Origin of the sequence: Planktothricoides sp. SR001, from assembly GCF_001276715.1 — a bacterium.
GTDB lineage: Bacteria > Cyanobacteriota > Cyanobacteriia > Cyanobacteriales > Laspinemataceae > Planktothricoides > Planktothricoides raciborskii.
This window is the reverse complement of the sequence record NZ_LIUQ01000046.1, coordinates 15,339-30,515: the sequence shown is the minus strand read 5'-3', so window position 1 is coordinate 30,515 and position 15,177 is coordinate 15,339. Positions and strand designations below refer to the sequence as shown.

The window sequence follows — 15,177 nt, the reverse complement described above, 5'->3', positions numbered from 1 at the left end:
TCTTCTGATGCTTAAACAATTCTTCCCCATGCAATCTTATCATCAATCTTATCATCATTTTATCCTAATAAAATCTGTATTTAATTTCATTTTTTTATATTCTTTTTATGTAAAAAAATGCCAAAAATATTTTTTGGTTTTAATTTAATTTGATTAATTGATTATTAATTTTCGTTTTTTTACCCAAAAACCAGTCAAAAAAAAGGCCGATCCCCAAAAATAGATGTCGATTAACACATCTATCTTGCGGTGATTATGGCCAATTCATTCCGGCGCCAAAACCACCAAACACTCTTTGGACCGAACCCGTTTATGTGATATTTATTGACTAATATCTAAGCGTTATTTTTTAGGAGCGAGTAACATCATCATCATCCGTCCCTCTTTTTTGGGACTTTGCTGAATATCTGCTATTTCTTCCAAATCTTTTGACATCCGCTGAAGCAGACTCTCGGCCAGATCGCTATGTTGAATTTCGCGGCCTCGGAACATAATGGTGGCTTTCACCTTGTCCCCTGATGCTAGGAAGCGCTTGGCTTGATTCAGACGCACTTGGTAATCGTGCTCTTCAATCTTATAGCGCATCTTCACTTCCTTAACTTCAGCATTATGCTGTTTTTTCTTGGCTTCTCGTACTTTCTTCTCTTGCTCAAACTTGTACTTGCCATAGTCCATCACTCGGCAGACTGGTGGATCCGCCTTATCGCTGACTAAAACCAAGTCGAGTTCTCTCTCTTGGGCAATTTGTCGAGCCTCTTGAGGAGTCAAAATCCCCAGTTGGTCGCCGTTCGTGTCAATAACCCGAATTTTGGGAAAGCGAATTCTTTCGTTGATCTGTGGTAAATCTCGATTATGTTTTTTGTTAATCACAGGCATTAGAGATGATGCAATTCATTAACTGGTCAGCGGGGGTCGAGTCTGGGTTTCGATCTCTTGACAATTCAGTATCGCTGCTCAAAAGCTTAAACACACCTACGTTTGCAGGTGAAGGGGAGCAAAGAGAGCAACTTTTTCTGAGAACAGCTATGGTCATAGCCAATTGCCAAGAAGTTGAAACCGGATCCTTTTAGCCTAGAGAACTTTACTGAATGTCAGTGGTAGCGACGCTGAGTCGTGCCACTTTCAAAGGAGCTAGGGAGAGTTAAACATTAATTCAGCCAGATAAAACAGGAAGTCACTGTTAGTGACCATTTTACTGAGTCTGATTCTATTCTGCTGAGGATTTATGTCATTTTCCACAAAGCCAGCTATAAATCACGGTTGTTGGCAACAGGAGACTCCCAGCTACATGGCTAGTGTACTTTAAGCACTAACATCATTATATTAGCAAAAATCTGGGAATGCTATGGGGCGCACTCTATAGAAGAGTAGTTCTATGTTGTTGCGTTAACGATGTCTGGATTGATTATAACATATATTTTTCATTAATTTTGCCAAAAAATCGCGGTAAGTGATTCAGGGAAGATTTTTCCAGCTATAGATCATTATCCTTTTAGCTTGGGAAAACCGTTGATGGGTATTAGTGCTATTTAAGTGAAAAATTAACTGCTGGGAGTCCCTAGTAAATATCTCGTATATAATTCTTAACAAACAGGGCGATCGCGAAGTGTGCCGGATGGCATATCGCTTTCGCGTGCCGCATGGCATATCGCCGGAAATATCTAGAGTGGGACTAGCAAGGATGTGGGACTTCCCCTAGGTCAAGACTTTTGCGGCTATACATGGTTGTTACTCTGCAATTTCAACGCTAGATGATTTAGGCTGCTGCGGTGGGTCTGATGGTTGAGTTATTTGTCTGACGCACTTTACACCAATTTTCTGTTGAGTAAACCACAAATTTTTGTAGGGGCCCGCGCATTCCGGCAGAAGTTTGATGCTTAAAAGATTAATCTGACTGCCGGAATGCGCGGGCCCTACAGTGGTTCGGTAAGAAAGAAAACCGCTGTATGAAATAGGCGATCGCCATTAACCATGATGAGTTGGCAGTGATGAAATTAGTCACCTATCCTGGATCTAAATTTCCGGGATAGGTGAAAATAAACTTTATGTTATAAATATCTTATATCTCTTGAATGGCACCTTGCTATGATCCACAATGTATCAATACAACTCCCTGAAACCGTTTTTGCGGCGTTGCGAAAAGATCCGCAAGAATTCGCCAAAGAAATGAGAATTGTGGCGGCGGTCAAATGGTATGAAATGGGGGAAATATCTCAAGGCGAAGCAGCGGAAATTGCCGGGTTAAATCGATGGGAATTTATCAATATCCTGTCCCGCTATCAGGTCTCACCATTTCAATATACACCGGAAGAAATTGCTGAGGATTTAGCCAGTGTCAATGGACAAAGTAGTGATTATTGATGATGCCGCAGGGAGACGAGTTGCCCGGACTTTAAATATACCGTTTGTTGGGACAGTGGGATTATTGTTATTAGCCAAACAACAGGGGATGCTTGATTCTATGACTTTAGCACTTCAATCATTGAAGGATTCTGGTTTATGGCTATCGGATGATTTAGTTAAATATTTGATAGAAGAAGCTGGAGAATAAGGGGATAGCGCTATCCTCAATGATAGTTTGTAGGGCGCGTCAGATGGTTAAGTTATTTATCTTATCGATAACTTTTTGGTATGACGCAATGAAATAGGCGATCGCACTTATATTAACACTTAAACAATCACAAGCTAATCAAAAGTCTTCAGCATTAATTTACAAGTGGGAGGTTCTTGAATGTCTTTAAAGACAAACTCCCCATTATAAAGATAAGTTTTATACTCTATCTCTTTAATTGCCTTGAAACCGTATTTAGCTCTTATATGTTGAGTAATAACTCCTGTACATTCTGCCATGATCTTGCTGTAACCATTATTTTTCGCTACATTAAAGGTTTCTTCCATAAGTTTGTGAACGATTCCTTGACCCCGATACTGCTCATCAACTCCAGTCAGAAATATGTGGAGAATATCCCCAGATTTTACTGGGTAGTTACTTTTATACCATTCATCAAGTTCAAAGACAAGATTAAGAATCGGAATAAATCGGGGATCGAGACGATCTAGGTTAGGAACCTCAGTGACAAAATCTTCCAAGATACTAAAACCAACAACATCACCCGATTTATCATCTTTGGCAACTAAAGATAACTTTTCTTTGATGGCTTTATGACAAAATATTTCAGCAAATAAAGTGTAACTCTTCACATCAATACCTAATGCTTTAGACATAGTTTCTGATGTGAAGGATCGACTTAGAGAACGAATTGTTTGCTCTAAATCGCTTTTTTCAAAAGGGACAATGTAAACCATGATTTTTCTCCTGTCTTTGTTTGAGTATTTGAGATTACTAGGACTTACGCATTACCTCTATATATGGTAGGGGTGATTCGCGAATCACCCCTACATTTGGGGTTGCGTATCAAAATTTGCGTAACCTGATTCCGCGATTTCCAGACAAGCCTCTTCTAAGCAACTAAAAAGCTTTTCAATGATATCAACATCAGTAAAAGGTGACATCAAATAGGATTTAAGAGCAACAATCGGTTCACCATAAGAGGTACTACGATATCTTTCTGTTAAAGATAACACAACTCCATAACCTCTTTCTACCTGGTAGTTCAAAATTGTAAAAATTTGCCGATTATACTCATTATGGCTTTTCAGTTGTTCGCTAAAATTGGCATCGTTTACTTCCTGAAAATAGGTAGATTTTGCATCTACCCCATGAGGATACACTCGAAACAGAGTCACTGACCCATAATTATAGTCATTAACAACACAGATATTATCAACGCGCTCAATTCTTGATCTGATTCGCCCTGCCATTGTCACCAGATGACCTAAAATAGTTTGATATCCTTCCTTCCCTAGTAACTTTAAATTAGCTAAGGCTGCCATGAAGGGGCTGCTTGAACGAGATGCCTCTAAGGTAAAATAACCCGGATGATAATGACCACTGTTAAATAGATAAGGCATATCTTGTTTATTCCGAGAAATCAGAGATAAATCAGTTTGATTGCGGCAAATAAATATACTTGAAGTATAAGGTGTATAGCCAGTTTTATGAAAATCTATACCGATAGAGTCTGCTTGATATAAATACTTTAATTTATTAGTTGTATCAGAAAGAGATTGCAAAGTTCTAGGACTAAAACCCATTGGGTTATCTTGAAAATTATAATCATTAAATACTGCAAAAGCCCATCCAATCACAGCATCAGCATGAATATGCGGTTTATAGTCAAGCTGATATTGTTGAACTAATTTGTCTCGGAGTTTAACCATAGATTCAAGATTATCAATGCCAAAAGCATCAGTCGTTCCCATTGTGGCGATAATCGCGGCAATTTTCTCCTTTTTCCTTAAAATATCATGTAATTTTTCCTCTAATGCTTCTAAGTTCATCGAATTATCTGGATCGGTTGGGATAGCCACAAGGTTTTTTGTTCCTAATCCAAGCCAACCAAGTGCTGTGATATTTGCGTAGTGAGCAACATCACTACAAATTATTTTTGCATCTTCTTTAATCCCGTTAATAAATGCGTCTGGAATGGCTTTTTCGATTCCCAATTTTATCCCATAGAGAATACTTCCTGTCCCACCAAAAGTAAAAATTCCTCCTGCTTGATTAGGATTATAGCCAACTAAATTAGCACTGATACTTATTGCTTCTATTTCGGCTTTAACCAATTTATGACTATATTCTTCCGATACAATATTAGCATTACCTAATGATGCAATTATTTGTGCAATCATGGATGAAATTGTAACTGGTGGTATAACATTTGTTTGAATTTTAGAATTATCCCAATTCCAATTTCCTTCTAAATAAGCACTCAAATTATCTGTAATTTGTTCTAAATTAGATATCTCCTTGGGGATAGCACTATTTTCAATTAATTCATGGTTTAAGGGTTCCCTTTTTCCATAAAAAGGAAAAGTGGTTTTGAGTTGATTAATATTGCTTAAAGTTCGGTTAATCAGTTGAGACAAGTGAACAGTTTGAAGATGGTCAGAAGTTGGTGATGGAAAAAATTGACGAATCTCATTTAATTTATCTTCGTAGGTGCTATCGGGTGTTTTTTGAGACGATACAGGATGAGTCATTGACAATAATAATCCTTTCAGACGTAATAAATCACGCACATCTTGTGACATATTACCAATCCTTAATAATCCATCGCTATTATTGTCTCCGTGAATTTCTTTTGAGATTTGAAAGATTTTTTGTAAACATTTTACCCCCGTATCAGTAATGTGATTAACTCTGGCTAAATCTAAAACAATTAGAGAGTTATTTGTTTTGATAAGTGGCACAATAGCTTCTTCAAATTCAAATACGGTTGAATGGTCTAATTTACCTTCGTAAACAATAATGACTCGATTGACTCTACTACGATCTATTATCAGATTCATAATCCCCTCTTAACTTAGTCAGTTGATGTCCAGTAAATAACAATCAAAATTATTACAGCTATCAATTTGATTGAAGTTGACATAGCGGTACAGATCAGCATTAAATGAGTCTCAGCCCCGCGATTTTTTGACAAAAAGTAGCGGCTGATACAAATTTTCTGGATAATGCAGGCTGAAAACCTTCATTAAGCTAGATAATGAACTTGCGTTATCAGCACAATTACGGGACAGCTAATGGGTCAGGTTTTTTGCCTACCTCGATTTGATCGCCACCCCATAAACTTTAAAGCTGCTTGTCCGATCGCTGCAACATGAAAAAACTTTATTTTCTGCGATTTTTTGTAAAGAAATATGACAAAAATCCTCGAAAACCCTCGATATTCTGCCGCGAGAATAGGCTATAATGGCTGAAATCCTTACTATATATAGCATCTATGCCTGTAACAGAAATTTTACAATTGGTGGATCAGTTAGTCTTCAAGCAAACAGGAAACCACTTAAATAACTTACAAAAGGATGTCATTCAGGGAATTTGGCAAAATAAAACTTACGCTGAGATGGCAAAAGAGTTTGGCTATGATAGTGAAAATCATATCGGTAATGTGAGCCGTGAATTATATAAAACTTTATCGGCAGAATTGGGAGAAGATATTAATAAGCATAATTTCTCTTGGACAATAGAAAGATTATTTAACTCGACTTTATTACAACAGCCGGTTTTTAATATGATTAATAATAGTAATAGTCATATTAATCTGTGTTCTAATACTCCTCAAAATTATGCTAAAATTACTGAAGAAAATTTTTCTAACAAATCCTACTACGATTTAGCTCTAGCGCCAAAAATTAACCATTTCTGCGGACGAGAAACTGAACTCCAAACCCTATCCCACTGGATAACCAATCAAAACCCCCATCTCATCTCAGTTTTGGGACTCAGTGGAATTGGTAAAACCACCCTAGTTAAACAGTTGGTTGACCTAAATTTACCACAATTCGATTTGGTAATCTGGAAAAGCATCAAAATCACCCCGTCTTTAGATACCATTCTGACGGAAATTTTAAGCGCAACTCATCCCGATCCTATTCAAAATCAGCATAAATTCACCCAATTTTTCAACCTGTTACGTCAGCAAAAATGTTTAATCGTCCTTGATGATGTCCAAGAGTTATTTACCAGCGGACAATTTGCCGGACAGTACAAACCAGAATTTAAAGACTATAAAAGCTTTTTCACAAAAATCGCCGAAATTGACCATCAAAGTATTGTCATCTTAATCAGTCAGGAACAATGCCAAGAGATGATTGGCTTAGATGAGGAGTTGTATCCGGTGAAATGTTTAGAATTACAGGGATTAGATAGTCCGGCTATCTTGAAAAACTTGAGATTAAAAGATGAGGCAAGCTGGTTAAACCTGCTAAACCGATACGAAGGGCATCCAGTTTATTTAAAAGATATTGCTATTTTAATTAAAAGTATTTTTGGGGGTAAAGTCTCTGATTTTTTACAAGCAGAAAGTCTGCTGCTAACCGAAGATATGAAATTTACCATTAGGGAATTGTTCGATCGCTTATCCGCGCTGGAACAGCAAATTGTCTTAGAAATCAGTAAATCTAACCAACCTGTGTCAAGAGAGTATTTAAGAAAAGCTGTATCCTTATCCGAAATCAACTTGATTAATGGGTTACAATCTTTGAAAAAACGCTATTTAGTCAAATCAATCGAAAGGGATGCGATTTTGTTTGATTTATCTACGGTTTTTCGAGAATATCTGAGAAATTGTGGTTAAAATATGCTGTCTGCTAACAAGCAACGGGTTTAAAGCCGCGATCCTGTGATGATTTTGTTGAGTTATTCGTTATCATCGGTAAAATCATAGATAAAGATTTGTCTCCAGTCTCGCATAATTAAGCATCGCGATCGCCCCATCCCTGATTTACTAACTTGATTTACTAACTTGATTTACTAATATGATTCAGGAGCATCCCGATTGTGGGGCTGTCCCTAATGCGCCTACAACTCGGTCAGATTTTAGCCAATATCCACAAAACCACATAATCCCTTCAGACTCTCCTGATTACAGTTGGGCAAGTCAGAATCCCATTGAAGTCAAAAAAGTGGAAACAACCGAGTAAAACAGTTTTTTGATTCAAACCAGTGGAAACATGACCGCATTTCATATGCAGCATAGTCCTCTCCATTGCCCAGCAAGTTGCCGCGAACTTAGAACGGTTTGGGGTGCAAACGGTTTTAACTCGTCGCGATGACCAAGAAATTGATTTAGACCCCAGAGTACAATTCGCGGAATGAGTCAATGCTAGGATTTTCGTCAGTACCTACAAGCATCTCCCGAAAAATCAATCAAGATTGACCGGGAAATTTTGGCTCATGCCGATAAAACTAGACTGAATCTAGTTTGTCTGGGATAGCGATCGGGCTCATTTGTTTTGAGTTGCTTGCACATCATCGACTCTTGTTCACATATTATTGAATATCTCTAACATCAACTACCTGTGTCTAACTTTTCAGCATCGTCTTCTCATTCTCAGTTTGGTGCCGACGCGATTCCGCCAGAGCGGATCGCGAAGCGAATCGCCTATTGCGAGGCACAACGACCCTATCCCGATCCTGTGTTACATCAATCCACCGCCAGTGCGGGATCGCCTCCGCGTTTCACCGGCAAAGGCAAAGAGTCTCAAAGAGCCAGAATTGGGGTGTTTGACAGTGGTTTGGGCGGGTTAACGGTTTTAACGGAAGTTTACCGACAAATGCCGAACGAATCCATCCTCTATTTCGGTGATACCGCCCGACTGCCTTATGGCAGCCGTTCCCCAGAGGAGATTATCCAGTTTGTCCGAGAAATTTTGCACTGGATGGAACCCCAGGGAATCAAAATGGCGATCGTCGCTTGTAACACCAGTTCCGCTTTAGCCCTGGAAACCATCCAATCAGAATTTGACTTGCCAATTTTGGGATTAATTCACCCTGGCGCTCGTGCCGCCCTCAACAAAGGACGGAGAATTGGGGTGATTGCCACCCCCGCCACCGCCGCCAGTAATGCCTATCGTCGCGCCATCCAGGAAATAGATCCAGAAGCCAGAGTCTGGCAAGTGGGCTGTCCTGAATTCGTCCCATTGATTGAAAGCAATCGGATCCATGAACCTTACACTAGGGAAGTCGCCAGAGAATATCTCGCCCCACTGATGCAGCAGCAGATTGATACATTGGTCTACGGTTGCACCCATTATCCTTTTTTGGCTCCGGTAATCCAGAAGATTTTGCCGCGATCGGTTGAACTTGTGGATCCAGCAGTCTATGTAGTCGCAGCAGCGGTGCGAGAACTAGAGCTACTCGGCTTAACCGAAACGCGATCGCCCCTACCCACGCGATTCTGTGTCAGTGGTTGTCCCGAAGAATTCGCCCAAAGAGCCAAGCAATGGCTGGGATTTACCCCTCAAGTGGAAAAAGTCAACCTAAATCAGGCGGTACAAAGCAGTCCCGTGGCTAATCCTTAGAGTAAATAGCACCTAGGCACTCCATTGGTAGCCTGGGCAAATATTTGCCCACCTCAGATCGGTAGGGTGGGCAAATATTTGCCCACCTGAGCAATAGCTAAAATAAAGGTAGATCGGTAGGGTGGGCAAATATTTGCCCACCTGAGCAATAGCCAAAATAAAGATGGCCTAAACTCAAAAAGTTCAGGCCATCTAAAATTGGTCAACATAAAAAGCGATGGATTGAGTTTTCCGCACAGACACAGAGTCACTGCCGTTGTCGGTACTTCACTGACGCTCAACAAATCCCTAAAGTTAAAGCCAACCCTCGGAATTACTGAACTTTTTGAGACGGTGAATGTGAGGCTGCTGCATATCGCTGTGCGAAGCGCAACATTAAATTAATCACTAGGACATAAGCAGTCGCGAGCAAGGGAATCATCAACGGCATATTAAAGTCATTCATAGTACAGCCAGAAGTGTGATGGAGACGTCCAGTGAAAGATCAATCGCAGGCATAACAGCAAACGACGCAAAACTATAAGGTTTGAATCAAAAAGACAAACCCGTGAGACGGATGACGATTCGGTGACGAATCGGGTTGAGCGAATTTTGCCAAAAATACCCCAAGACCCAAATCGTCGGTCAACGGGTTCAAAAAGTTTTTTGGCCGTGCTTTGGGCTTTTTGGTATCAGGTTGAGGCACGATCTGACTTCATCACTGAAGATCGTGCGGCAATATAGACAGAACAAATGCTGCCTAAAATTCTCACACGCCAATCTCTGCGATCGCAGGTAGAGATATCAGACCTGCAACTTGGGTGGCGTCCAGGTTATGGAATTGTTTGAATCCTTAATTCATAGATTAACATAATATTCCTCAGAATTCGATCCCTAAGCGAAAATACCAGACATTTTTGGTAAAAATTCCCAAAATTTTGCCCCGTAAAGCTTTGGCGGATATTTTCCCCGGAAAACTTTCCCATATGAGAGGCTTCGCTTAGAATATATGTAAACTTTCGTAAATTTACGTCTGAATCCGCCTATCCATGACCTCAACCACCTCCCTTTTTGCTCCGGTTGAAGCCGATCTGCTGGTACTCACAGAGAACCTGAAAAACCTCGTCGGCACCCGTCACCCGATTTTGTATGCTGCGGCAGAACATCTATTCTCAGCACGGGGAAAGCGCGTTAGACCGGCGATTGTCCTGTTATTAGCACGGGCAACCATGCGACCACAGGAGATTACTCCTCGACATCGGCGTTTGGCGGAAATTACCGAAATGATTCACACCGCCAGCTTAGTTCACGATGATGTCATTGATGAATCAGAAGTTCGGCGAGGAGTAGACACCGTTCATAAACTATTTGGCAACCGAGTAGCGATTTTGGCGGGAGACTTCTTATTTGCCCAATCTTCCTGGTATTTAGCTTCCTTAGACAATTTGGAAGTGGTGAAATTACTCTCACAAGTGATTATGGATCTTGCTGAAGGGGAAATTCAGCAAGGACTGAATCGATTTGACTCCAGCTTATCCCTGGAAGCTTATCTGGAAAAGAGTTACTACAAAACAGCGTCTTTAATTGCCAACAGTTCTAAAGCGGTCGGGGTTTTAAGTGAGAAATCCGCCGAAATCTCCGATCATTTATATAATTACGGACGTCATATTGGTTTAGCATTTCAAATCGTCGATGATATCCTCGATTTCACAGGTTCTACCGAAGCGTTGGGTAAACCAGCGGGTTCGGATCTGAAAAGTGGCAATTTGACGGCTCCGGCATTATTTGCCTTAGAAGAAAAACCTTATTTAGAGACGCTGATTGAGCGCGAGTTTGCCCAGGACGGAGACTTAGAGCAAGCTTTGACTCTAATTCAAGACAGTCAGGGAATCGATCGCGCTCGGCAATTAGCGAATCACCATACACAGCAAGCCATAGAAAATCTCCAGGTTCTCCAACCCTGTGAAGAACGTGAAGCTCTGATCAAGCTTGCTGATTATGTACTCAAGAGACTGTACTAAGGTTTTATGACTGTGGTTAATTAACCAGGCCAAAGTTATCCTGAGAAAGGCAAATAACTTTGGCCTGGTTAGAGATGATATTTCAAGCGAGATCGTTCGGGATCTGAGGAAGCTGGAATTTGCTAGGATTGCCCAGGGTGTTTTTCAATTCCGCCTGAATACATAATTGAATCTTTTCCCGGGAGACTTCTGTCCCCTGAGAAAGATCGCCGGGAGTTTCAAAAAACACCAAGCTATCAACGCTGTCGATCGCGATCGTCTGAAATAAAATATGGGTGACAGGGATGGGTCGTGCCAGCGCCTGGGTTCCTTGGGCGACCCAAGATCCAGTCTGGGCATCTTCCTCGGAGGCAAAGGCATAAATCACCTGCTTTTGCAGATTGGGTTGTGTCCGATGACTGAGAGTGGTGACAACCCAACGCCAACGTTGGCGGCCATCTGGGGTTTGCAGAATATAATACTGAGAATGTCGTAACTGACTGGCGATAATTTTCAGTGCAGGGGCGATCGCAATTACAATCTGTGGAGTTTGTCCATCTTGAGGCGCCTCGTCAATCAGCACTTGCAATTGTTGGTCTAAATAATCCATTTTCGGGTAAAAATTAACTGACAACATCTACATTTTCCGGGAATTCAGCCCCGATCCACAGATATTTTCGGGCAACCGACAAAATCTTCTGAGACTCATCGCGGTTTCCAGGAAGCAAGCATAGACTATGATTTAAGTGTGCTCCTAAAAATCTACAAATTGTCAGGGTGGGAAAGCTTTAATTTAGCATATTTCCTTGGTGGAACTTAAATCAATCGAAACAAGTCTCAACCCATGCCAGCGATTATACTTAAACTTATGCTAAACTTTTTTGAGAAAAGTTTTTAAAGATTATTGATTGGGTCTGCCAAATCAAATAATCTTTAAATGGCTTGGCGCTTTCTTGGCCAAACCGATTTGCTCTAATAATCAATCACTTATTGGATCGATATTTCGGTCAAGTTTGCTCAACATTTTGTCAGTCAATCAATCTCATCAAAATTTCATTGAATAAACCTTTAAAAATTGCATCGTATATACTCGATCAATTTTGCATCCTAAAATCAACTGTAAAGATTAAAACCAATATTGATTTTAGATTTGAGACAAGGTTATTCAGGGACAATCATTCTACCGTAACATAAGTTGGGATAATTTGGGTGCTAAAGAATCAGGGTTAACCTCAAGCAAAACAGGGTGATTTTTTTATACAACCAACATCAAATTATTTTATTTTAACAGTGAGTATACCATCACTTTTCATCGATAAATTATATAAAATAAAACGATGAAAATTGTGTTTTATATTAAATAAATTACATTTTTTAAATGAATTTATTTAAAGTTTTTTCCACCAAGATAAGCATAAATAAATATAAACATGAGATTGGATTTTCAGAAACAACAGATGTTATATGAAAAATAAAATGGTTGACGATGATCTTATTTTAACGTAAAATATTATATTGATTAACCATGGAAAAGTAACTAATAAAAAAAGCGTAAATAAAGACAAATTTAAACCTTTAATTTAAAGTATATTTTGTTTGATCCGAATCATATCGGAAAAAATGACTATAAATCGTCGTGCGTAAATGGTTAGAAGCCCAAAAGGGCTGTAAGCTTGCGGAGGACTAGATGGTGGAAAATGACTGGGGTGTGAATGAAATCTTGCAAATGATCTTGACCGAACTAAAGCAATCTACTCGATCTTCTGAAAAACAGTGTCTTCCAGTGGCACAGCGTTTGGTGGAAGAAGCCAGAAGAATTTGTGAAGAAAGTAAACGAATTCAATCATCCGGAGACATCCAAAAATGGATGATTAACCTGGCAAAAAATCGGTTACAGCAATGTTTAAAATATTACAAGTTGGGTTCTCGCAATGGGCGGGTCGAATTACATAGTACCCTCAGTGCAATTGTTTATCGTTATATTACGCCACCGCAGATTCAATCTAGTTATCAAGCCCGATTGAGTTTAATTGAAGATTTTCTGCAAGCATTTTATGTAGAATCCTTAAATGCATTTCGCCGAGAAGCCAAGCTCGGAGAAACCTTTTCTCCACAATCGCTCTTAGAACTGGCGGAATATATGGCGTTTACGGAACGGTATGGCAAAAGAAGAATTACTTTATCAGGCGGTAGGATTCAGCAATTAATTATTTTGCGGGCGCAAACTTTTTCCCAACAGCAACCCCCAGAAACTTTGGTGGATATAGAACAAGCGGCTGAGGGGACTTCCTTGGACTTGAACTATATGGAGAATGATACCTCGATCCGTGAAGTCCGACAAGCAATGGTCAGTCCAGAAGCAGAAACCGCCGAAGAGTCTCTGCGGGAAAAGGTGATTCAGGAATTAATTGCCTATCTGGAGGAACGGCAGCAAAATGACTGTGCCGACTATTTTGCCCTGCGGCTACAAGATTTACCGACCCAAGAGATTGAAGCAATTCTGGGTCTGACCCCCCGTGAGCGGGATTATTTACAACAGCGATTTAAATATCACCTGATGCGATTTGCTTTGTCTCATCAGTGGGAACTGGTACATGAATGGTTGGAAGCGGATTTAGATCGAAATTTAGGCTTGACTCCTACCCAATGGCAAGATTTTATAGAAAATCTTGAATCGGAACAAAAAGAGTTGTTACGCTTAAAGCAACAAGGATTACCAGACACAGAAATTGCTCAAAAGCTGGGTTGTACAGTCAACCAAGTGAATAAACGTTGGTTTAAGCTGCTCAATTTAGCTTGGGAAATTAGGAATGGTTCATCCGGAAAAAGCTGATCTATTGATGAATAGGGGTGTAAGACATGAACCGGGACAATGAAGCTTTTGAGAACTTTGAGGAGTGCGATCGCCTTGAGGGCCGCTTTCTAGAATGGTTAAAAACAGATGCTATATCTAGGCGCGCTCATCCCCTGTCTATCCCAGGAGACAACCATCTCCATGGCTCCAGTTTCCCGAAATCTTCTGCGGATGACCCAGCCTTATGGGAAGTGGATGATTTCGATCCACTTTTGTCAGAAGAACTGCAATTTTTACCAATTTCTGAGATGGGTAGTGCCATCCGGCACGCTCCGCGAACAGATTGTGAGTCTTCTGATGGCGCGGGACATTCGGTCTCGGATGTCGATCAATTATTTAGACCAGGAGACACCCCTGTGATTTCTGAACGTTCACAAACAATCATTAAAAGTCGATTGAGAACTGAAATTGAGCATCACCCACCCTTATTTCCTTGGGAAACGGAAATTGTGGACTACGAACCTGAGAGCATAGACTTTCCCCAAGGCAATCTGGTTCCCTCTATATTCAATGGAAAATCTCCGGGAAATCAAATTGGTTTTTGGGCTCATCAATTACCCTATATGAATAGTTTAGAGGGGATGCCACAAGACTTATTGACGCAACTGCTGGAACAATGCACTCAAGCGGTGAAATCAAATTTACGCGAATGGGCAAAGTTAGTTGATGTGGTGGAAAAAACTTTGTTTCCCGGGCGGCTTTGGGAACTTAATCAAATTGCCAATCGATTAAGTATTGCTCAACAACACCGCAGTTCGCTGACCATTGATCCCTCGGTGAAGCAAAAAACTGGAGAGGTCAACGGCGAAATCAGTTATGAACTGGCGACCCCAAATCAACAGATGCTGATGTCATTACTCGCTGCACGGGAGATTATGGGCAATTTAACTTTGGAATTGTCATCGACGAAGCCCAGAGTGGAACGGGAATGGTTGACTGCTTTGGGGTTGCTGACTCTGGAGATTTCTTATTATCCCCGGATGAAAAATGTTTCTTCTGTGGTAAAAGTTGCCGCGACTCTACCGTGTGGTGGCTCGGTGAGATTGAGCAATGGTCAAAGTCAGACTAAATCAGAAAGAGCGAACCCAGGAGAATTAAGTATTGAGTTGTGCGTTAGCGAAGCTATCGCGTCAGCGAATCGCGATCTTGAGCAAAATTATTTATTGGAAGTACATTTAAACAATCCAGAGCAAAATTCGTTGACCTTTGCGGTTTACATAATGCCATCCGGCACGCTTCGCGAACGGAAATAGATCGCCGACCATAATGTCAGCCTCGCGGGAGTCAAGGGAGACTGCGGTTGTCTCTGAGGAGTCTGAATCCTGGGTCAAATAGTCTGAAAATCTTGAGATTCGGTTGACGGTTGATGGAATATATGGGTTAACCTGAAAAAATGGTGAGACGGGTCTGAGGATC

At 40.5% G+C, this 15,177-nt stretch carries 12 protein-coding genes; 7 read left to right on the top strand and 5 right to left on the bottom strand.

Features of this window, described 5'->3' with window-relative positions; all coding sequences use genetic code 11:
- Positions 1–342 precede the first annotated feature (342 nt).
- Positions 343–876, bottom strand: a complete 534-nt coding sequence (infC, locus tag AM228_RS21890) for a translation initiation factor IF-3 (RefSeq protein WP_054469069.1) — start codon at positions 874–876, stop codon at positions 343–345.
- Between the two features lie 1,209 nt (positions 877–2,085).
- Here infC and AM228_RS21885 point away from each other — a divergent pair.
- A complete protein-coding gene (locus AM228_RS21885) occupies positions 2,086–2,361 on the top strand; it encodes a UPF0175 family protein (RefSeq protein ID WP_054469068.1) in 276 nt (91 codons plus the stop codon).
- A complete protein-coding gene (locus AM228_RS21880; protein WP_054469067.1) occupies positions 2,339–2,551 on the top strand; it encodes a DUF3368 domain-containing protein in 213 nt (70 codons plus the stop codon). Before AM228_RS21885 ends, AM228_RS21880 begins: the two co-directional genes overlap by 23 nt.
- 134 nt (positions 2,552–2,685) lie before the next feature.
- Here AM228_RS21880 and AM228_RS21875 read toward each other — a convergent pair whose 3' ends face one another.
- Positions 2,686–3,306 (bottom strand): GNAT family N-acetyltransferase, encoded by a 621-nt coding sequence (locus tag AM228_RS21875; RefSeq protein ID WP_054469066.1) that lies wholly within the window; start codon positions 3,304–3,306, stop codon positions 2,686–2,688.
- A gap of 90 nt (positions 3,307–3,396) precedes the next feature.
- Positions 3,397–5,412 carry a pyridoxal-dependent decarboxylase gene (locus AM228_RS21870; protein WP_054469065.1) on the bottom strand — a complete coding sequence of 672 codons (2,016 nt, stop codon included), beginning with the start codon at positions 5,410–5,412 and terminating at the stop codon, positions 3,397–3,399.
- A 434-nt stretch (positions 5,413–5,846) separates the two neighbouring features.
- Here AM228_RS21870 and AM228_RS21865 point away from each other — a divergent pair, with 434 nt between their 5' ends.
- Complete coding sequence (locus tag AM228_RS21865; RefSeq protein ID WP_054469064.1) at positions 5,847–7,202, top strand: NB-ARC domain-containing protein; 1,356 nt, start codon at positions 5,847–5,849, stop codon at positions 7,200–7,202.
- Positions 7,203–8,121: 919 nt separating this feature from the next.
- The gene (murI, locus tag AM228_RS21860; protein WP_231636903.1) at positions 8,122–8,928 is read left to right on the top strand and encodes a glutamate racemase; all 807 of its coding nucleotides are present in this window, start codon (positions 8,122–8,124) and stop codon (positions 8,926–8,928) included.
- A gap of 313 nt (positions 8,929–9,241) precedes the next feature.
- Here the strand turns inward: murI and AM228_RS36340 are convergent, their stop codons facing one another.
- Complete coding sequence (locus tag AM228_RS36340; RefSeq protein ID WP_255353243.1) at positions 9,242–9,373, bottom strand: hypothetical protein; 132 nt, start codon at positions 9,371–9,373, stop codon at positions 9,242–9,244.
- Between the two features lie 583 nt (positions 9,374–9,956).
- Here AM228_RS36340 and sds point away from each other — a divergent pair.
- Positions 9,957–10,928 (top strand): solanesyl diphosphate synthase, encoded by a 972-nt coding sequence (gene sds, locus AM228_RS21855; RefSeq protein WP_054469063.1) that lies wholly within the window; start codon positions 9,957–9,959, stop codon positions 10,926–10,928.
- A gap of 82 nt (positions 10,929–11,010) precedes the next feature.
- Here the strand turns inward: sds and AM228_RS21850 are convergent, their stop codons facing one another.
- On the bottom strand, positions 11,011–11,544 hold the full coding sequence (locus tag AM228_RS21850) for a hypothetical protein (protein WP_231636901.1): 534 nt from the start codon (positions 11,542–11,544) through the stop codon (positions 11,011–11,013).
- Positions 11,545–12,594: 1,050 nt separating this feature from the next.
- Here AM228_RS21850 and hetZ point away from each other — a divergent pair.
- Both hetZ and AM228_RS21840 read left to right on the top strand, forming a co-directional pair.
- A complete protein-coding gene (gene hetZ, locus AM228_RS21845; protein WP_054469062.1) occupies positions 12,595–13,740 on the top strand; it encodes a heterocyst differentiation protein HetZ in 1,146 nt (381 codons plus the stop codon).
- A 26-nt stretch (positions 13,741–13,766) separates the two neighbouring features.
- Positions 13,767–15,014 (top strand): hypothetical protein, encoded by a 1,248-nt coding sequence (locus AM228_RS21840; protein ID WP_054469061.1) that lies wholly within the window; start codon positions 13,767–13,769, stop codon positions 15,012–15,014.
- The last annotated feature ends 163 nt before the right edge of the window (positions 15,015–15,177 follow it).

Coding starts and splice junctions, on each gene's coding strand:
- infC (WP_054469069.1), bottom strand. CDS start 876: ATGCCTGTGATTAACAAAAAACATAATCGAGATTTACCACAGATCAAC.
- AM228_RS21885 (WP_054469068.1), top strand. CDS start 2,086: ATGATCCACAATGTATCAATACAACTCCCTGAAACCGTTTTTGCGGCG.
- AM228_RS21880 (WP_054469067.1), top strand. CDS start 2,339: ATGGACAAAGTAGTGATTATTGATGATGCCGCAGGGAGACGAGTTGCC.
- AM228_RS21875 (WP_054469066.1), bottom strand. CDS start 3,306: ATGGTTTACATTGTCCCTTTTGAAAAAAGCGATTTAGAGCAAACAATT.
- AM228_RS21870 (WP_054469065.1), bottom strand. CDS start 5,412: ATGAATCTGATAATAGATCGTAGTAGAGTCAATCGAGTCATTATTGTT.
- AM228_RS21865 (WP_054469064.1), top strand. CDS start 5,847: ATGCCTGTAACAGAAATTTTACAATTGGTGGATCAGTTAGTCTTCAAG.
- AM228_RS36340 (WP_255353243.1), bottom strand. CDS start 9,373: ATGAATGACTTTAATATGCCGTTGATGATTCCCTTGCTCGCGACTGCT.
- sds (WP_054469063.1), top strand. CDS start 9,957: ATGACCTCAACCACCTCCCTTTTTGCTCCGGTTGAAGCCGATCTGCTG.
- AM228_RS21850 (WP_231636901.1), bottom strand. CDS start 11,544: ATGTTGTCAGTTAATTTTTACCCGAAAATGGATTATTTAGACCAACAA.
- hetZ (WP_054469062.1), top strand. CDS start 12,595: ATGGTGGAAAATGACTGGGGTGTGAATGAAATCTTGCAAATGATCTTG.
- AM228_RS21840 (WP_054469061.1), top strand. CDS start 13,767: ATGAACCGGGACAATGAAGCTTTTGAGAACTTTGAGGAGTGCGATCGC.